The sequence below is a fragment of the Parabacteroides faecis genome (genome assembly GCF_014647375.1).
Lineage (GTDB): Bacteria > Bacteroidota > Bacteroidia > Bacteroidales > Tannerellaceae > Parabacteroides > Parabacteroides faecis.
This window is the reverse complement of record NZ_BMPB01000006.1, coordinates 367,945-389,759: the sequence shown is the minus strand read 5'-3', so window position 1 is coordinate 389,759 and position 21,815 is coordinate 367,945. Positions and strand designations below refer to the sequence as shown.

Annotated in this window: 9 protein-coding genes; 8 read left to right on the top strand and 1 reads right to left on the bottom strand. The window is 42.7% G+C overall.

From position 1 onward, the window contains the following. The first annotated feature begins 11 nt into the window (after positions 1-11). Complete coding sequence (locus tag IEY67_RS10600) at positions 12-2,420, top strand: ABC transporter permease (protein WP_183668481.1); 2,409 nt, start codon at positions 12-14, stop codon at positions 2,418-2,420. Between the two features lie 22 nt (positions 2,421-2,442). Continuing rightward, entirely contained in the window at positions 2,443-4,812 is a 2,370-nt protein-coding gene (locus IEY67_RS10595; protein WP_221267754.1) for an ABC transporter permease, read from the top strand. A 939-nt stretch (positions 4,813-5,751) separates the two neighbouring features. Here the strand turns inward: IEY67_RS10595 and IEY67_RS10590 are convergent. Continuing rightward, positions 5,752-8,628, bottom strand: a complete 2,877-nt coding sequence (locus IEY67_RS10590) for a TolB family protein (protein WP_221267753.1) — start codon at positions 8,626-8,628, stop codon at positions 5,752-5,754. Positions 8,629-8,843: 215 nt separating this feature from the next. On the opposite strand from IEY67_RS10590, the gene IEY67_RS10585 reads away from it, so the two are divergent. Genes IEY67_RS10585 through IEY67_RS10560 form a run of 6 tightly spaced genes read left to right on the top strand, consistent with a single transcriptional unit; the run spans position 8,844 to position 21,795 of the window. After that, positions 8,844-11,171 (top strand): ABC transporter permease, encoded by a 2,328-nt coding sequence (locus tag IEY67_RS10585; RefSeq protein WP_183668479.1) that lies wholly within the window; start codon positions 8,844-8,846, stop codon positions 11,169-11,171. 14 nt (positions 11,172-11,185) lie between these two features. Then, complete coding sequence (locus tag IEY67_RS10580) at positions 11,186-13,606, top strand: ABC transporter permease (RefSeq protein WP_183668477.1); 2,421 nt, start codon at positions 11,186-11,188, stop codon at positions 13,604-13,606. Positions 13,607-13,617: 11 nt separating this feature from the next. Next, a complete protein-coding gene (locus tag IEY67_RS10575) occupies positions 13,618-15,924 on the top strand; it encodes an ABC transporter permease (RefSeq protein ID WP_183668475.1) in 2,307 nt (768 codons plus the stop codon). A gap of 6 nt (positions 15,925-15,930) precedes the next feature. After that, entirely contained in the window at positions 15,931-18,318 is a 2,388-nt protein-coding gene (locus IEY67_RS10570; protein WP_183668473.1) for an ABC transporter permease, read from the top strand. An 18-nt stretch (positions 18,319-18,336) separates the two neighbouring features. Continuing rightward, on the top strand, positions 18,337-19,389 hold the full coding sequence (locus tag IEY67_RS10565; RefSeq protein WP_183668471.1) for a TolB-like 6-bladed beta-propeller domain-containing protein: 1,053 nt from the start codon (positions 18,337-18,339) through the stop codon (positions 19,387-19,389). A 9-nt stretch (positions 19,390-19,398) separates the two neighbouring features. Further along, positions 19,399-21,795, top strand: a complete 2,397-nt coding sequence (locus tag IEY67_RS10560; RefSeq protein WP_183668469.1) for an ABC transporter permease — start codon at positions 19,399-19,401, stop codon at positions 21,793-21,795. The last annotated feature ends 20 nt before the right edge of the window (positions 21,796-21,815 follow it).

The window sequence follows — 21,815 nt, the reverse complement described above, 5'->3', positions numbered from 1 at the left end:
AAACAGATACCATGAAAATACTTCTACTTGCCATACGAGCACTTAGTCATTTTCGGCTCTATACCATTATAAATATTTTAGGGCTAGCCCTTAGTATGGCCTGTGTAATTACTATCGGCCGGTATGTACACAGTGAATTATCCACCGATCACTTTCTTCCGGAACTCGACAGGATCTATGTAACGGTTTATGAAGACGATCAAAATCCGGGTATCCTCAGATATTCCGATATAGGAAATCCGAACAACGAAGCCTCATTTATCAATTTGTTGGAGCATCCCGCTGTAGAATATGCAAGCCGAATGATATTATATGACAATACCGATTGCTTATATAACGACAAAGGATACGGATGCAAAACCCTTGTAGCCGACAGTAATATCTTCAAAATACTAACATATCCGCTGATCAGCGGCACAACGACGCTGACAAAACCGAATGAAGCCATTATCACCCGGCAGTTTGCCCGGAAAATATTTGCAGAAGAACCGGTACTCGGTAAACAATTGCAACTCTTCAGCGGTAAAGTTGTCACGATCGTCGGTATCATCGGGGAACCGGTAACTGCCAGTAGTATAGACTTTGACATTATAGTCTCCGACCGGTTATCCTCCTTCTGGGATCATATCGGCATTCATCTGGTACGGCTTCATCCGAACACCGATTATCAGCAGGTCAATGCACAGTACAACAAATTCATGCACATGGAATTATGGCGATTCAGCCTCCGCTTCCAGCTTTACCCGCTATCAAAAGTCTATTTCAACGGTAATATCGAAAACTACTTCTTCAGAACCGGTAACTTTACTCATGTATGGATCCTGTCGATAGTTGCATTGATGATTTTGCTTATCGGACTCTTCAATTTCATTAATATCTACTCGGTTGTTATTTTACGGAGGGGAAGAGAGTTCGGCATGAAGAAAGTATTCGGAGCCGGAAGTAAAATGATCTATGCACAGTTATATATGGAAAATATCCTGATGACCGGAATTGCCCTGTTAGCAGGATGGATGATCGTCGAGATAACCGACCCGTTAGTACGAACGCAATTGAATATCACCCCGGTATCCAACCGAGAGTTCGACCTTCTCCTTTCGGGTTGCATTCTGCTGATCCTTCCATGTGTCACGGCATTGATTCCCTATATCCGTTACAACTATTCAGCCCCAATCAAATCTCTTCGCTCCGTCAACCAGGCCGGAGGTTCTATTGTCTCACGCAAATTATTCCTGACAACCCAATATATCATTACTTTTGCCCTTGTCACCTGTTCACTGTTCTTTACCAAACAATTACGGTTCATGCTAAATGCTGATATCGGAATACGGACAGAAGATATTATCGAGACCCAATTCATGAAATTCCATTATATGGGAAAGGATCTCACGCCGGAGGAATGGGCTAAAGAAGATAAAAGAAGACAAGATATCAAACAGATTGTCCAACAGAAAATGGATACATCTCCGTTATTCGAACATTGGACGTATGGAGATCAACCGATAAAAAACACAAAGAATAAAGGGTATACCACCAAATTCAAACTGCCCGACGGCAAATACGAGGAATTCTGGGTGATGAGTAATACGCCCGCCTGGATGAAACTATTCAATCTCCAAATCATAGAAGGGGAACCAATCAGCAACGAAGAACCATCGAACAGAGGATACGAATTGTATATCAGCGAATCCGGTAAGAAGCTATTAGGTATAAAAGATATCGAAAGCACAGTCTTACAACCCGAGAAGCGATTATGGTACAATTTGGGAGGAGATATGAGTCAGAACCCACCGTATCGTATATTAGGTGTTTTCAAAGATTTCAATCCCATCCATCTGTCGAATAAAAATTATCCGATCATACTGACCCCAAGTGCCAGTTGGTACGGAGAACCTTTACTCGCTTCGATCGCTCCCGGGAAAAGGCAGGAAGCCATACAATTTCTGAAAAGTATGCACGACGAACTGATCGGCGGTAATTTCGAATATAGCTTTATCGAAGACAAGCACAGGGAACTATATCTGGAAGATCTTCACCTTACACAGATCTATTCCATCTTTGCCGTAATCGCAATCCTGATCTCTTCCCTGGGTCTATTCAGTCTCTCGTTATTCGACGTACAGCAACGTTTCCGCGAAATAGCCATCCGCAAAGTAAACGGGGCCACTACCGCCATCGTCATGCGAATGCTCTTGCAGAAATATTACAAACTATTGGGAATCGCCTTCTTGATAGCCGCACCAATCTCCTGGCTAGCCATCAACCGCTATCTGGAAGACTTCGCACACAAGGCATCTGTCTCCTGGTGGATCTTCGCCGTCGCCCTACTGATTACAGCCGGCATATCTTTGGCAACACTGATCTGGCAGATACGGAAAGCGGCACGGACCAATCCGGCCGAAGCTATCAAATCCGAATAAACTAATTATATAATACATCCTCATGAAGATCATCCTACTAGCCATACGCTCACTGATGCGTTTCCGTTTATACACTGTTATCAATGTACTCGGTCTGGCATTGAGCCTGGCCTGTGTTATCATTATCAGCCGATATGTATATAGCGAAGCGACGACCGATCATTTCAATAAAAATCATGAACGGATGTATCTGAGTGTACGCCACTGGGGGGAGGGAGAACAAAAAACACTCTTATGCACAACAGACAACGTACTCATGAAAAGAGACTACGTCAATCCGCTGGACATTCCGGAAATAGAGCAAAGGACCTCCTTTGTCTCCCTCGGTAATGCAGAGATCAAAGTCGATGAAAAAAGATTCAAAGCACATGTCCTGGCAACAGATACCTTCTTCCTTCAGATACTCGACTTCCCGGTCATAGAAGGAAGCCGTTCCCGGCTATTGACTGACCCTAAAGAAGCCGTCATCACAAAACGGTTCGCACAGAAATTATTCGGTGAAGAAAGTCCGATCGGCAAGAACTTTGACTATAACGGAAATATTCTGACTATCAAAGGTATTATCGGAGAGCCACATACACAAAGTTCGCTAGCTTTCGACCTGCTGATATCCAAAGAACTACAATGGCGTTGGCCGCCGGTTAATTATTTCAGTGTCGCCCTGGCTTTTCCCGGTGTCGATGCCAGACAGATCAACGAGAAACTCAAAACGGACTTTCATAAGGCGGGTAGTAAAAGTTTCTTTTTCCAGGTCATACCGCTCGACAAACTGTATATGGATAAAGCCATTGACAAAGGACAGGACACTTTCCGGCAAGGAAATGCCGACAGCCTGAAAATACTGTCGTTTGTCGCCATACTGTTATTATTTATCGGCTTGTTCAACTTTATTCATATCAGCTCGGTCGTTATCATTAAACGAGGCCGTGAACTGGGAATGAAAAAAGTATTCGGGGCAAGACCTGTACAACTGTTTATCCAGCTATATGCAGAGAATCTGGTACTGACAGCTATCGCTCTTTTTCTTAGTTGGATGATCATCGAGATCACCCAACCGATACAAATCAATCAACTGGGCATCATCGCTACTGTCGGTTCATCCTTCAACACAGTCCTAACCCTTATCCTCTTGCTCGGATTGCCGTTGATCATCACGCTGTACCCGTTTTTCAATTACAGCTACCGGCAAACGATCCGTTCGCTTCAGGGAATTACTCCCGGAAAAAACAAAATGGGTACCCGTTCTCTTTTTCTTGTCGTTCAGTATGTGATTACCTGTTGCCTGATCATTTCTTCCCTGTTCTTTATGAAGCAATTACATTTTATGCTGAATGCAGACCTGGGATATCGGACGCAGGACATCATAAAAGCCTGGTTCATACGTCCTTCTTCCAAAATGACCTATGGAGAAGAAGACCAGAAACGATCTGATGATATTTCTTTTACTGTGCAGGAAGCACTCAAAGTATCTCCCCTATTCCAGACATTCTCTTACGGAGAAAGCCCGTATGAATTGCCGGACGATCAGTTTAACAGGATAAATATGCGTATTCCGGGAGGAGAATGGCAGGAAGTCCTTCAAGTGAAGCTATACAAAAGTTTCTTTGATGTATATGAAATACCGGTTTCAGCAGATAAGTTTCCCCAAAGTGAAAAAGAAGTACTGATGAATGAAACCGCCAGAAAGTTATTCAGTCAGAATGGGCAAGCCCCTACGGAACTGGAGAGAGATTCGTATAATGGTACCGAGTCGTTTCTGGTAAAAGGTTTTACTCCCGAATTTCAGGTAGTACACCTCTCCCAGCGCAACCAACCGATTGTCATCACCCTCAAAGACGTACAGGACGAATTGTTCTGGCCGGGGAAACTAATGGCTTCCATTGTACCCGGACGCCGCCAGGAAGCGATACAACTTCTGAAAGGATTGCATGATAAGACCATCGGGGGTGAATTTGAATATACCTTCGTCGAAGATGAGATCAGTGCCATGTACGAAAAAGACCGGTTGGTAGCCCGGATTTATACTGTTTTCACCTTAATTTCCATCCTGATATCTTCTATGGGCTTATTCAGCCTTTCGCTTTTCGATATTCAGCAGCGCTACAAGGAAATAGCAATCCGTAAAGTAAACGGAGCGACAGTGGGAGTCATCACCAATTTGCTGTTGCGAAAATATTACAGGCTGCTGGGATTATCTTTCATCATCGCTACGCCTCTTTCCTGGCTGGCTATCACGAAATATATGGAGAACTTTGCCAATAAAGCACCGTTATCCTGGTGGATTTTTGCTGTTGCTTTCCTGCTGACCGCAAGCATATCGCTGATCACCCTGATCTGGCAGATACGAAAAGCAGCACGGACAAACCCTGCGAAAGCAATTAAAACAGAATAAATCCGGAAAACAGACAAGCATATCTATGCAATTCAGACATAAAAGCATTCACCGTTCACCATTCTATCGTATATAACTAATATAATGACAATTACAATACGACACTCAGGTGAACGGTTAAGCAAAAGGATGAATGGTTACTACAAACCCTTCACCCTGAACTACTATCCATTATCATATAACCCATTAACCCGCCGACAATAGTATATTAACACAAAAATGATAACCCAATAGCTTAACGACCATGCCCGGCAAGCTTTTCGACCACCGTCATTAAGCTTAACCACCCACGTCGACAAGCTTAACGATGGCGGTCAAAAAACGACCTGATAGCATGTTTACCATTAGCTATATATTACTTTCCGATTAGTTCCCAATTATATGAATGATAGTAGGATTAAGGGAAAGGTTCGGAATTTATCAATAATGAGCTATCCCTTTATCAAAGTGACTTAGCCATTACAGGTTTATTTGCCGTCAGTTTTAACTGACGGTTTACAAGTTGCTTCTCTTTATTGGCTTCAGCCACATTTCTCTTTACATAGAGAGACTCTTTAAATGGGACTAAAGTCCAAAAAGATAGAGTATTTACTTATCCGTCGGTTAAAACCGACGGCAAATGGACCTGTAACTATACCAGCCCTATTGATGACTGATGGTTTATAGCTGAATAGTTCAAATCTTTCTAAATTGGCACATGGGCATATTGCCACATTGGCTCAAATATTTTCTATGTATGACCGCGAAACCGATTAACAAAGTATCCTTCTTCTTCTGGTGTAAACAATTTCACTCTATAAAGCCTCGGCAGGAGGCTGGGTGAAGGGTTCGGATAAACCATTCACCTTTTAGTCAAACCATTCACTCGATTTACCACAAGATAAACAACTAATAAGCAACAACTTATATACATAAAGGTGAAGAGTGAACGATTCTTTCCTAAAATGTAATGGAGAACAACGCCTCGGCCTGGAATTTACCGTAATCGATCGGTTGTATCAAGCGTACACCGGTAGTTAACGGGAAGCTCATCCGAAAAACATTCCAGTCGAATATCAGGTCAGTACCGAAAGAACTCTGTGTCGTCCAGTCACGCCCTTTCGCTGCCTGGTTACGGTTGAGGTCGTAAAACAGATTGGCACGCAAACGCCGGATATAAGCCAGTTGTCCCAGACTAAGGTCCGGAGAAAAGATAGAAAAAGCATAATCCGCTTTAAAGGCAATCTGCTGCCGGGTCTGATACATAAAATCATATCCACGAGGCTTTTCGATCAGGTGCTTCGGCAAATACAACGTTTTATTGTCCACACTCTGATATTGATATCCTACCCGTAGCATCAACCCGTGGTTACGCAGGATACCGGGCCAGTAAGTAGTAAGGCGCCCTGCATACAGGCTTCCGTAATTCTCTTTGTTAAAAGGAGATTGCAGGTATTGCAGACGCAACTGATATCCCCACCGGGGAAGAATATCACGCAATGCTTTCTTGCGGTAACTGTAAAACAACACTTCCGGCAGGATATATTGGAAATTGCTATATGTACGGCTTTCGTATTGCTGGTACTTGTCGTTTGTAAAATAGTATGCAACAGCCGGTTGTATTCCACGTATATAATGGTTGCGGGTCAAATTGAAAGGAAGATAGACACGTGCTTCGGCTTCCAGCAACGTCCGCTTCACTGTTTTGGCCTGCGCAACCTCTTTTCCTTTGTCGTTGGTCATCCAGGTTACATCGAATGCCTTTCCGCCATAGTCGGCGGCTATATCGATAACCGGGAACCAGCCTTTGTAAGTAAATGACAACTTACCGTGATGTTCGCCTTTTCGATAATACCATCCCGCCTGCATAATGGCTGTATTCAACGTATTTTGTGACAAGACCATAACACCGGGTTTCACGATCGTACTCAAATCGTCGGCACCTGTATTCATAGCCTCTGCCACATCATAATAGAAAGGAGCCCAGCTGTGAAGTTTGAACGTATGTAATCCCTTCCGGTAAGGGCGGGGAGCAAATTCGATGGGGGTCAGTTCTGCAGAATCGAGATTGAACTGTTCCTGCTGCGCCAACGAAGCGACCAGCGGGGAATGAAAAGGCTCTCCCAGATCAGCCTTTTCAGCTTTCAGGCTATCGACCGGCAACGAACCGATACGGTATCCCTCTGCCTGATAATCCGAATAGAGAAGTTTGTCTTTGCCGGGGAAAAAAGCAGGATCGAACGCCCCAAAGCGGGCAGATGTCAACCGGTAGACGGTTGTATCCGGCAAGTTCAGGGAATAGATATTATTGGTTCCGTTTGCCCCCGATTCAAAATACAGCTTACCGTCACTCCAGAACGGAGCTGTGATATTCACAGAGGTAGTTGCCAGCAACTCGCTCCATGCACCGGTTTGCGTATCCAGTTGTAACAAGCTTATCCCGGTATCGGTAACTGCCACAGCGGTTATCTTTCCATCATCACCAAAAGTCAGTTCTTTCAAAAAGGCATTATCAGGCACTGTAAAATAACGTTGTTCCTTCCCTGTTGCCAGATCGACCAGCACCAACTGGTTTTCACCGCTTACCGTAAAACGGGAAACAGCCGCTGTACGATTATCCTTATCGATAGCCGGAGCCAGATAACGTTGGCGGGGAGTGAGTGTCGTCAGCCGCCCGGTCTCCAGGTCATACTGTTTGATAACGGAATAGTTTTCATGTGTCCAGCGGAGTCCGGGAACGACCTCCGTCCAGTATAACCGATTGCCCGCCAGGTTCAGACGGCTATTGATCGTACCGAGATAACATAGCCGCTTCTCTTTCCCGTTCGTTACCGATACCAGCGAATTGATATCCTGTATTCCCGATTTAACGGCAATGACCGTCGAATCGTTCACGGCCTGCGGATAACGGTAAGAGGTGTACATCCCGGATGCCGGAGAAAGGAAAGCAGGCGTAACAGCCGCCGTATCCATCTTTTCCCACTCTTTACGCAAAAAGTCGAATGTTTCATTATACAGTCCGTCGATACTGATTCCTGCATTATGTTTGAAAGCGTTGCTGAACATCGGGATCGCAAAGAAACGGTTCACATAACGGGTGGTAGTCTTATCCCAGATATCCGATCCGAAACGGTGACGGGCAAAAGAAGTCAGATTATACCCCAACGCATAATAATCGCCGGTATAATCCTTATAAGAACCCAAGTACCATTTATCGAACGAATAATTCTTACCTTCTCCCAGCATTTGGGCACGGTAAGGCATACTGAATTCCGGCAACCGCCCTCTCCCGCCGTTCGACATGGAAGTCTCCGTTCCGACAGCGTCGCCCTCCAGAAACCAGCTCGGCATGAAAAAAGCAGCCACACCGGCAGCCTGTTCGCCTATCACATAATATAACGGTTTAAACCAGCCCCGCATAACCTTGCTGGTCTGAAGGACATGGCGTGACTCATGCAGCACGAGGTGTTTATCCCAGCTTACCCCGTCGAGTTTAGAGGAAGGTGTTGTAATCAGCTCCATACGGCGCGGTGCCCACGATACCAAGCCGTTGGACGACATATTAGCCGGATGAAGGATCACCGGAAACTTTTTCTGCATGCCGATACCTATCGTTTTCTGCAAATGCGGATAAGCATTCTCCAGATAGAGTGCATATTTATAAGCCATCGAATCGTTTCCCTGCGGATAGACCAGATTATAATGAGGCAATTTAACGATGTTCCATTTGAAGCGTGCCGGATCAGAACCGTAATCAAGAAACTGTGCCTGCATACTTAAAGAAGTAAGCAAGCCAAATACAGCTAAAAACAGGTATCGAAACGTAGGTATCTGCATATTTTATAGAGTTACAGACCACAAAACTATAAAATATAACCAAGTAGCTTCACTTTTTTTATAGCAAAATTCCCCTACCGTGCGTAAACGAACGCAATTCGTGCGGATACACACACCACCGTCAGATCCAAACAAAGCATAACACACGTATTACTAACCACTTATCCCTTTGGCACGTCTTTTGTGTTTTCAAATGCAATTATAACAGTGCGCCCATGTTAAAACACTACTTACTGATTGCAATACGCAATCTTTTAAAATATAAAACCCAATCGATCGTCAGCATTATCGGCCTGGCGATGGGTTTTACCTGTTTTGCACTGGCAACCCTGTGGATCAGGCACGAAATGACCTACGAGAACTTTCACGAGGAAGCGGAACGCATTTTCCTGGTCCGTAACGAAGACAAAAACAGTAACGAGGGTTTGGCCACAGTCACCCCTTCCCCACTGGCAGCCTATCTGCAGGAAACATTTCCCGAAATAGAACAAGCCTGTAACGTGTCGGACAGTAAAATGGAATTCAAATACAAAGGGATCACTTACCAATCTTATGAGATCCAGATGGATTCCGCCTCCATGAAAATATTCCCGATCCGGTTGGTTAGTGGAAATACCAATTTCCTTGTCAACGGCAGTAAAGAAATAGCCATCACAGAAGAACTCGCCGGAAAACTATTCGGAAAAGAGAACCCGATAGGGAAAGAACTAAGCATATACGGCCAGGAAAGTCCCATTTGTGCAGTGGTCAAAGCCTGGGAGCCTCATACAAACATGCCTTTTGAAATAGTAAGAGCCAATTATACGATCCCGGTCTGGTACGCCTGCGGATGGACGACTTTTATCAAGCTAAGGAAAGAGGCGGACATCAAGACTTTCCGTAAAAAGATATATGAGCATACTATTGAAAAAGATAACGCCAAACTGGAACATTTCGTACTGACCCCGATTATACAGATGCGATACGACCATCCCATCCGGGAAGCGACCATCAAATTCAATCACATCCTGTTGTTTGCCTTGTCGGGCGGTCTGGTCATCCTTTGTTCGCTGTTCAATTACCTGACTCTGTTCGTCAGCCGGATACGGATGCGCGGAAAGGAAATAGCCTTACGCAAAGTATGCGGTTCTTCCGATAAACATCTGATGGAGTTATTTTCTATAGAATATGTATTAACGCTATTGACTGCTATATTTATCGGGATGTTACTGATAGAACTGATACTACCCACTTTCCGGGAATTATCCGAAATAAAAACAACGACAAACGGAATCTACCTGGAAGCTATCGGCTATTCCCTTTTCGTAGCATTACTGTCGTTCCTTATTTCTCTGTTTCCTATCCATTATTTCCGCCACCAATCGCTGAATGCAGCAATAAAAGGAACGGAAAAAGGGAAAGGGAAGAATTATTTCCAGAAATTCTTCCTGGTCTTACAGTTTATTATCAGTATCGGATTCATCTTCTGCACGCTTGTGATGATCAAACAGATACATTACTTATCACATACCGACCGTATAGTGGAACGGGTAGGAAGAGCCTCCATCACATTCAGTGCCAAATCGTCCGAAGCCAGCCTGCGGGAAGAACTTAAGCAAATCCCCATGATAACCGAAGTTCTTTCAGGTAATCACAACTCTTTCATTCCCCAAAACGGAGCAAGCTATATGCCGGTGAAAGAATGGGATGATAAGCCTGCATCTGCCGATGAAGTACTTTTGGAGACGATTGCCAGCGGTGAAGGAATATGTAATTATTATAATCTGAAGCTACTGAAAGGCACTATGTTAAGGGATGACGACCGGAAAGAGAAAGTGATGATCAACGAAACGGCCGCCCGTCTGTTTGGCTGGGCAGATCCGATCGGAAAATCTTTCCTCAAAAGTGACTCTACCCGGGCACAGATCATCGGTGTAATACGCGATTTCTGTAAAGATTCGCCTACTATCCCCGTGAAACCGGTGGTATTTACAGTACAAGAACTATTCTGGTCTATTAACTCCGGCGGCAATCTCCTTTTCATTTTCCGTAAAGGGCAATGGCAAGAATGCAAACGGCGGATCGAGGCGTTGATCAAAGAGAAACACCCGGAATTCACTTTCTACAGATTAAATAATACAGAAGAAGAGTTCAATAAGTTCCTGCAATCGGAAAATGCCCTGATCAAGTTACTCGACTTTGTATCCATTGTCTGTATCCTTATCTCCGTTTTCGGCATTTTCTCGCTGGTCACTCTTAACTGCGAACAACGCCGGAAAGAGATTGCTATCCGTAAAGTGAACGGAGCGTCAGTCGGAATAATCGTCCGCATGTTCTTCAAAGAATACTTATTATTACTTTGTGTAGCAGCAGCCATCGCGTTACCTGTCAGTTACCTGATCATGAAAGCATGGTTGGAAAACTACGTTATACAAACAACAATCCCCTTCTGGATCTACCTGATATTATTTATATCTCTTGTCATGATCACAGTCACTTGCATATATTGGCGAATATGGAAGGCTGCAAGTAAAAATCCGGCAGAAGTTATTAAATTTGAATAATACAACCTACATATATGAATATGATACAACACCATATCAAACTGGGCATACGTAACCTACTGAAATATAAGACGCAATCGCTAATCAGTATCATCGGGTTAGCGGTTGGTGTCTGCTGTTTCGCCATCTGTTCCTATACGTTAAGAGTTGACTTAAACTGGAATCACAGCATCAAAGAGGTAGAAAGAATATGCATCGTTTTTACAGAAACAGAGAAAGGTACCCAGACAAGTTATTCACCTTTTGCCTCCGCTATGCTCGCAAAGGAGTATCCTGAAATAGAATCGGCTACCGCTTACAGCCAATTACAACCCTACACGGAGAAGTTATGCGAAATCAGAAAGACGGATGGTACAGCCAATTATTTCAAAGAGTTGTTTGTCTTTGCCGACCATCATTTTCTGGACTTTTTCAATATACGGCTAATCAATGGAAACCCCAATGAAATAGATCAGACACCCGATGCTATCCTAGTTACAGAGAAGACCGCCAATAGATTATTCGGAACAACGGATGTTATTGGTAAAACCTTCACCGATATTAATGATTTTGACGATACCCAAAAAGTATTTACCATCCGGGGAGTGATCGAAAACTTTCCAAAGCAAAGTGATCTGGAAAGATACAGCGGTATCGAACTGAATACAACAAATGAAGCAATCTGTTCTCCCGATAGTTATACCTATTACGACGGGTTCAATTCATTCGTAAAAATCAAACCGGGTATAAATATCGACAAGCTAAACGAAAAGCTTAAAAAAAGCACGTTGAAATATCCTAAAAATAAAAATGAAATTGCAGAATCTATTGTTCAGTTAAAACCGCTGACGAAGCGTAATACGCTCTACAATAGAAATTTCTTTTCTGACTCAGGAACTATTTTCTTTATTATCGGACTGCTGGTACTACTGACAGCTCTCTTTAATTATGTACTGTTCATCATCGGACGGATGATGAACAGGATCAAGGAATGCGGCATCCGCCAAGTGAACGGAGCGACAAAGTGTTCCATATTCTATCTGCTATTCATTGAAGCTTCCATCGCCTTTCTGATAGCCTGTACTTGTAGCTTCGCTATTGCAGAACTGGTCATTCCACATATTAACAGTCTTAATCCTGATTTTTCAATAGACAATAGTTACGTAGTACAACTTCTTACCCAATACAGCATTATCGGTTTAGGTGGTATTGCGCTTCTGTGTCTGATCGTTATTCATAATCTGGGTAAGATATCCCTTATACAAAGTCTGTTCAGTAATCAGATCATACGCCGCCATAGTGTTTTACGGAATATATTCATATCCATACAACTCGTTATCTGCTTCCTGTTCCTGGGAACGACCTGGTTTGTCAAACAACAAAGCGATCTGATTGAATACCGGCTGACGAACGGACTGAGTGAAACCGACAAAACCTCAACATTCGACGTATCCCTCAACGGAGATAAGCTAACTCCCCACCGTCCGGAAATACTACAAAAATTACGGCAAGACCCAAAAGTCGAAATCGTTTGTCGTAACGGAATGGGATTTTCCGGAGCCTGGCAGTTGAGAGAAGGAAGGTTTTCGTGGGAAGGGATCAGTGATGAGGAAGCGAAAAGTACCATGGGCCATATCTATACCGATCCATCTTTCTTTGAACTTGTCAACCAAAAATTACGGGACGGACGTCTATATAGCTCAGAAGAAACAGACAAAGCAGTTGTCAACGAATCTTTTGCACGGTTATTCAATCGAAATCCTATCGGCATGCAAATAAATGTGAGATATTGGGGTACGGAAATGAGTAACTTTCAGGTGGTCGGAATCGTTTCAGATTTTATAAATAATCGGTATGAAATGAATACCCGCCCGGTTCTTCCCTGTATTTATATGCCATTCCCTGAGAACAGTCTTAACATGAGCTGCTTAGTAAAAATCAAGCCTGAATATAGGAAGGAATTTCCGGAGATCATGAAAGCCGAACTATCCAAATATGTCAATCAAGCCACTCCTACTTATATTTTCTCCATGAAAGATGATTCCGGTTTTTATGTGAGTAGAGAACAGAATATATTCAAACTGACAACCATATTTTCCATAATATCTATTATCATCAGCCTACTGGGAATATACGCATCGGTTACTTTATCTACCGACAGAAGGAAAAAGGAAGTAGCCATCCGTAAGATCAATGGAGCGACACCTGCTACAATTGTTCATATGTTTTGCAAAAGCAACCTGTTGCAATTGTTTGTTTCTGCATGCATTGCTTTTCCCATATTGATATTGTTACTAAAATCGTGGTTGGAAAGTTATGCTGAGAGAATCTCCATCGGTATTCTACCTTTTATCCTGATATTCCTGCTTATGGCAGTAATCGTTGCCTTCACGATAATATGGCAGCTTTGGAGAATAGCCCGGATCAACCCGGCAGAAGTTATTAAATCCGAATAAACAGAAATATTATGAATATGCTACGACATTATATCAAACTGGCGATACGCAACCTGATAAAATACAAATCGCAATCCGTTATCAGCATCATCGGGCTGGCTATCGGTTTTACCTGTTTTGCCCTGTCTACCTTGTGGATACGTTACGAGCAGACTTACGATACCTTCCATGACGGTGCCGACAGGATCTATCTGGTAAGACCTGAATCAAAGACCACCAATAACGGCCTATCCGAAATTACTCCTTATCCGCTGGCCGGTTATCTGAAAGCGACTTTTCCCGAAATAGAAGATGCCTGCAATATGCAAGCATGGGGAACGACTGTCAGATATAAAGGTACGGAATATCGGTCTTTTAAAATGGACATTGACTCGGCAGCCATGCATATGTTCAAACTAAAAATAACAAACGGGAATCATAACTTCCTTACAGAAAACAGCAATGAAATAGCCATTACCGAAAGACTCGCACAACAGCTTTTCGGGACGGAAAATCCACTTGGTCAGGAACTGGAACTATATGGAGAGAAAAAAAAGATATGTGCTATTATCCAATCCTGGAGCCGTCATTCTAACATTCCATACGAAATTGTCGGCAATTTTTCGCCGGGAGATAACCGGACGCAATGGTATGCCAGTATGTGCCAGACTTTTATAAAACTGAAAAAAGGGGTCGATGCACAGAAATTTATCCAAAAGTTATATGAACATACCTATGAAACGGAGAACTCGATCGTAGTAAAAAATAGTGTAGCGACCCCTATTACAGCCATGCGGTATGACCGTCCAAATCAGGGAGTAACAGTTAAATATGAACATATCCGGCTTTTCGCCCTGGCTGGCGGATTAGTCATTCTCTGTTCGCTATTCAACTATCTAACCCTGTTTATCACCCGTATTCGCATGCGTGACAGAGAAATAGCTCTACGCAAAGTAAACGGTTCGTCCAATCGTGAATTACTGATGTTATTTTCTACCGAGTATTTGATCACCCTGGTTTTTGCAATATTTTTCGGACTGATCCTACTGGAACTGGTAATCCCGACTTTTAAAGAGTTGTCGGATATTAAATCGGATAAGACAAGTATTTACCTGGAAGCACTCAGTTATTCCGGCATTGTAGCAGCCTTTTCATTCATTTTGTCATTATATCCGATCTACTACTCCCGAAAGAAAAGTCTGAATGCAGCCCTAAAAGGTTCATCAAACGGAAAAGGGCAAAACTCTTTTCAGAAAGTCAGTATGGTACTGCAACTGATTATCAGTATCGGTTTTATCTTCTGCTCCACTATTCTGATGAAACAGATACATTATTTGAATCATACGGATCTGGGAATCGAACGTGCAAATCGCGGAACAATCCAGGTTTATCCGCCAATTGACGGTCTTAAGGACGAACTGGCTAAAAATCCCTATATTGCAACGATCGTTCCGGCGAACTTACCCGGACTACTTCCGCGTAATGCCCGCGCTTACCAAACAATCAATGAATGGGAAGGAAAAACAGATTCGACCTCTACTGTCACTTTAGAAATTATAGACTGCAACGAAGACTACTTTAAGTTTTACGGTCTGCAGTTGCTGAAAGGGACATTCCCTTCAGATGATAAAAGTATGATAATAAATGAGACAGCAGCCTTACAGATGAATATGAATGATCCTATCGGTAAGGGTTTTCAGAAAAAAGTAATCACAGGCATCGTCAAAGACTTCTATATTGCTCCGCCTACCATTCCGGCCAAACCGATGATGTTTACCCTGGAAGACGGATCAAGCGTATCCTCCGATATCATCTTCCAATATCAGAATTGCGACTGGAACTCTTGTAAGAAACGGATCGAGCAACTGATCAAACAGATGAATCCTAACATAATCCATTATAACATAATATCTATGGAAGAAGAATATGAGAAGTTCCTCAAATCGGAAAACGCATTGCTGATGATGTTGGATTTCGTCACCCTGGTTTGTGTATTGATCTCTCTGTTCGGTGTTTTCTCACTCGTCACCCTCGACTGTGAAAAACGCAGGAAAGAAATAGCCATACGCAAAGTGAACGGCGCGGAAACCAGTCATATCGTGAAAACGTTCCTATTGAAATATATGTTCTTGTTAGTGATCGCATCCGTCATTGCATTCCCTGTCGGTTACCTCATCATGAAACCCTGGATAGAAGGCTATGTACTCCAGACAAGTATCGATTTCTGGATTTATCCGACCATATGGCTGGCACTAGCCTTACTCATTATCACATGTACCGGTTTGCGAATCTGGAAAGCAGCCAATCAAAATCCGGCAGAAGTTGTTAAATCAGAATAAATAAAAATGAAAATCATCCTGTTAGCAATACGAACCCTCCTCCGATTCCGGCTTTATACGGCAATCAATATACTGGGACTGGCACTCAGCCTGGCCTGTTGTATATTGATATTCCGGTATGTCTACGGAGAAATGACGACCGATCATTTTATTCCCGAAATAGACAGGGTTTGCTATACAGTGATGGAAGATGAAGTATCTCACCAGAAAAGACTCTACGGTCTGTTACCTGAATATGGATATACCCCAAACCCATTGGAAGATCCGGCTGTGGAAATTGTATCTACACTATTCCAAAGTGACGAAGATCAGATTACAGTCGATAATAAACTGTACAATGTTGCCTCTTTAGCCGCAGACACGAATTATCTGAAAATAGTACCGATTCCCATACTAAAAACGTCCCGGAATAAATTATTAGAGAATCCGCAAGACGCAATAATCTCGGAAGACCTATCCCGATTAATTTTCGGGAAAGAAGATCCGATCGGTCAACAAATCACCACCTCAATGGGAGAGATGGTAACCGTCGTTGCCGTTATGGGTAAACCGGACACCCGATTTTCCATGCCTTTCGACCTGCTGATATCGAATGAATCGGCCAACTACAGAAAATATTCAATGCCCCATTCCCTTGTCAAATTACATAAGGGGCATTCTGCAGCCTCCGTCAACAAGGAATACGAAGCATTCCGTAAAATGTCCAATTTCACCAACCGCCTGCGCATCTGCTTTTACCCTTTACAGAAGCTATATTTCGATCAACAGGTAGTCACATACCTGGATAAACGGTTGGTAGGGAATTATACACACGTACTTATCCTGATAGCTATTGCCGTATTGATCATGCTGGTAGGATTATTCAATTTTATCAATGTCTACACGGTGTTGATCCAGAAACGGGCACGTGAATTCGGTATGAAAAAAGTATTCGGAGCAAATACCCGGCAAGTAGCCGTTCAATTGTATGCTGAAAACTTATGTATGACTCTCGTTGCTTTATTTCTGGCATGGGCATTCATAGAGACAGGGACGTTGCTGGTCAATACTTTTCTAATGATCCGGATTCCTTCGCATTTCTTATTTGACGCCAGCCTTTCTGTCGGGATTCTGTTCCTGTTGCCTTTTATCACAGCCCTATATCCCTTCTTCCAATATAATTATTCTTCGCCGGTCACTTCTTTGAAAAAGATCGGGAGAGGCGGAGAATCTACTATATCCAGAAAAGTATTCCTTTGTTTACAATATATTATCACACTGGCTTTAACCATCGTATCTATCTATTCTATCCGTCAGTTAAACTTTATGCTGAATACCGATCTTGGATATGAAACAGATAACATTATCAAAATTTCACCCATAGAAGGACCACGGGGAAGCGATATGAGCATGTGGAATAAATACAATCTGATCGTTCGGCAACTGGACAGAAACCTGAAAAATACCCCATCGCTCATCAAGCTGCATAGTTATTCTCCCGGGCCACTCAGTCGTTTAGGACAAAATTGCTGGGCACATATTCCGGGAAAAGAATGGACAAGTATAGGAACCCAGGTAAGCAATCAAAATTCCTTCCGTATTCTGGGGATAGAAGCAATTGAAGGACGGCTATGGAATGACTCCATCGATAATAATATGGATCTTTCGATTGTTATCAATGAATCGGCAAAAAGAGAACTGGGTATTACAGATATCGATGAAACACCAGTCATTCTGGACCGCCTGCTTGTTTACAGTCCGCAAACGAAAGAGCAACCGGCTCCCAGGTATCAGGTTATCGGAGTTATTAAAGACATTTGTACACAACATTTGTCCAAAGGCTATGAACCGATGATTTTCTTTTATTATAAAGAAGGTTTTTCATCCGGTCTATTAGTCAGTATCGTTCCTGATAAAAAACAGGAAGCAATCGACTTTCTTCGAAAAATATACAACGAGTCATGTGGTAATGAACTCCCTTATACATTTTTGAAAGATGAAGTGTTGTCAATTTACAAGGAGGATAAGCAATTGGTCAGTGTCGCCTCTCTTTTCGCGATTATAGCCATATTGATTTCTGCTATGGGCTTGTTCAGTCTATCCCTGTTCGATATACAACAACGGTTTCATGAGATATCGATTCGGAAAATAAACGGAGCGACGACTAAAGCTATATGGCAAATGTTATTTATCAAATACAGTCAATTATATGGAATAGCCTGTCTGGTCGGTTTGCCTTTATCCTGGCTGGCCATCACTTTGTACATGGTCGATTTTGCCTACAAAGCCAATATCGCCTGGTGGATTTTTGCCATTGCGATCCTTTTGACCGGAGGTATTTCATTCCTCACTCTGATCTGGCAAATACAGAAAGCATCCCGCACAAATCCGGCAGACATTATCCGTTCCGAATAACAATAAAATAATACAGATATGAAACAGTTCTTATATTTACTCGCCTGTCTTTCCCTATTGGTATCCTGTAACAAACAGAAAAGCCAAGGAGGCATAAAAACATATAAAGCCGGTACGGAGATCACTGGCGAACTGTCCGGCGAGGTTGTTTTTGCCGGAAATGGGATACATAACTACTACGATATAGCGATTACCAACGATTACTATGCATTTCTGGACTATTACAGCGACACACTCCTGCAAGTGAGAAATAAAAATGATTTCTCACTTTATCAGATCGAACCGAGAGAGAAAGATACGTTCTCTATTGCTTATCCGTCTTTTACCAAATATGACTATGCCAACAACAAGAACAGGATCTCCATCTGGGACAATGATTCACATCAATTGAAACGCATAGATCTGGACCAGACACAGACTTCTCCTACTGTCTCTGCAGAGCTTATATCTATGACAAACTTCATTTCCGGGAATATCTGTACAAACTGTTGCATCACGTCCAAAGAACTATATGCCGTTTCATTCAATCCGGGTAAACCGCAGGTTTTCTTCTCTTCCAATAAAATAACAGGGCAATATGCTGTTCCGGGTTATCCCCGGATCACGGTTCCGATGCCTGACGATGTCCTGAGAAAAGCATACGCCAGCGACCTGGTTATCAACGAAGAAAAAGGAGTAATCGTCGCAGCCTTACGTTTTATCGACGGTATCAATTTCTATGATCTGAATTGTGATATGACAGCTTCGGTCTCTTTTGCCGATTATTATACAATACCGGTTCCTGACATAACCAATAAATATCTGGATGCCGAACAGAGTAAAAAATGCTTTATCGATATCTGTAGTTCAGACAAATATGTATTCTGTCTGTTCGACGGATCGACAAACTTTACCGGCAATTCGGTCATCTATGTATTCGACTGGGAAGGGAAACAAAAAGCGGTCTTGCAGGCAGACCGTAATTTGCGAAAGATTGCCACAGAGAAGTCCGGCGAATACTTGTTAGCTTTATCTCCCAACGGAGAAGGAGGTCGGGATGTTATCAAATATAATTTAAAGAACAAAATTTAATTCTAAACCATGATACGACATTATATCACTATCGCTTCACGTAATTTTGTCAAATACAAATTACAGACCCTTATCAGCGTTATCGGACTGGCAGTTGGACTCGTCTGTTTCACCTACGGAATGAAATGGTTGGAATACGAAACTTCCTACGACGGTTTTTATCCGAAGTCCAAACAAATGTACACGCTCTACGGCATCAACAAACAAACCGGGAAAAAAGAGAGAAAATTGCCACTCGTTCTGGCCCGTAAACTCAAACAAGATTTTCCGGAGATAAAAGAGACTGCACTGGTATACGGGAATTTCGGTTCCACCTTCAAATATAACGACCAGACATTGGAAGATCCGAAAGAAATATTTATCGACAACAATTTCTTTACCCTTTTCCCCAGGAAAGTTCTTAGCGGTCGGCAAACGAATCTGTTGCATTCGCTGGATGAAATAGTCATAACCCGCTCTTTCGCCCTCAAATATTTCAAAAGTCCGGAAGATGCGATCGGAAAAGTGATGAAAAACGGATACCGGGAAACACTTACCATCGTGGCGGTAGTAGAAGATGCACCTGCTAATTCCGCATTTAAACAGAATGTCTTCGAATTGGATAAGTTTACCACTGAAATGACAGACAGAATATCGGAAGACAGACAATGGAGTCTATTTGAAAATGAAATTTATCTGCTGTTGGAAGATCAAGCCAGTGCGGATGTATTCAGAAAGAAGCTACAAACTTATCTGGAGAAAAACAACTATCTGAATACACTTGCGATAAAGATGATTCCGTTAACAGATATGCGACACACGTTCGGAAGCGAGTTATCGTTTAACCTGTCCTACATCCGCACTTTTGCCATAACGACCATCCTGTTGTTGTTGTGCGTATTCTTCAATTTCGTCAATCTTCTCCTGAACCGTATCTATCAGCGTATGAAAGAAATAAGACTCCGAAATTCGATAGGTGCCGGTAAACGGGAACTGATTATACAACTATTGACCGAACTCACATTACAGACAGGTATAGCCTTTGTTCTGGCCTTTTGTCTGCTGGAACTCAGTTCTTCACTGTTCTGTAAAACCTTCGATACGAAGATTGCCAACCATGATTTCTATATAAGCCTTATTGTTACAACTTTAGTCAGCTGGGGGGTATTACTCTTTGTCTCATTTCCACTATTACTGCGTTTCATACGAACATCTTCACTTATGTTGTCCGGAGGTATTTCTGCCAACCGGAAAGGTTCGTTCCGAAAAGTCAGCATGACCATTCAGCTCGGAATCTGTGTATTCTTCCTGATGAGTACCTTCATCATGCTTCGGCAAATCTCATTAATGAAGCATAAGGATCTGGGATTCCAGAAAGAGGGGCTGATTCATATCACAATGAATTATCGTGACCGTTCCGGAATCACCCACGAACTGGCTACTCTTTCGATAATCGATGAATTTGTTGAATGCAGCATCTTTTCTATCACCCACGAACCTTATACACAGAATGAAGTGCATTGGGAAGGAAAGCCGGACGATTTCAATCCGAATTTCCAGGTAATCAAAGTAGGAAGCAAATTTTTGGATGCATTCAAAATCACCTTATTAAAAGGTAATTTTATAGACGAAGGTAATTCGGATCCGGAAGACTGGACCACGCCGGGCAACACTGCCGTCATCAATGAAGAAGCAGCCCGGATCATGGGAATGGACAACCCGATCGGAAAAAAGATCAGTATCTGGAACGGCGTCATTTACCACGACGGAAAAAGGGGACAAAAAGAGATGGAAATAGTAGGCGTCGTCAAAAACTTCCAGGCGGCCAGTCTGCGTAACCCGGTACTCCCGATGATTATCACACTCGACGGAAGTAAATGGAATAGTTACTACTATTACGCCCGTGTAAAACCCCAAAATGAACAAGCTGCCATTAAAGCCATACGGACAGTTTTCGAAAAATACAAAAAAGAAGGAGATACAGTTCCCCAAATACAGACAATGACAGATGTTTTCAACCAGTTGAATCAGTCGGAAGATGCCAGCCTACAGCTATTCTCTTTATTGGCGATACTCTGTACTTTGATCTCTATCTTCGGAATCTATTCCGTTTCATCCAGTAATATTGCACAACGCAGAAAAGAAGTAGCCGTGCGCAAAGTGATGGGTGCCTCGTCAAAAACAATTATCAGCATGTTCTTCAAAGAGTATCTGACAATCGTAGTCATTGCCAACGTCATTGCCCTCCCACTAGCCTGGCTGTTTATGCACGGATGGCTGGAGCAATATCCTTATCGCATCAATATCGGTTTCTGGATGTATGGTATCGTATTATTAGTAACAAGTGCTTTGATTATCTGTACCGTTCTCTATCAGACATTAAAAGCATCAGAAACAAATCCGGCAGAAGTCATAAAAAGCGAATAACAAAATAAACTACTAAAAAC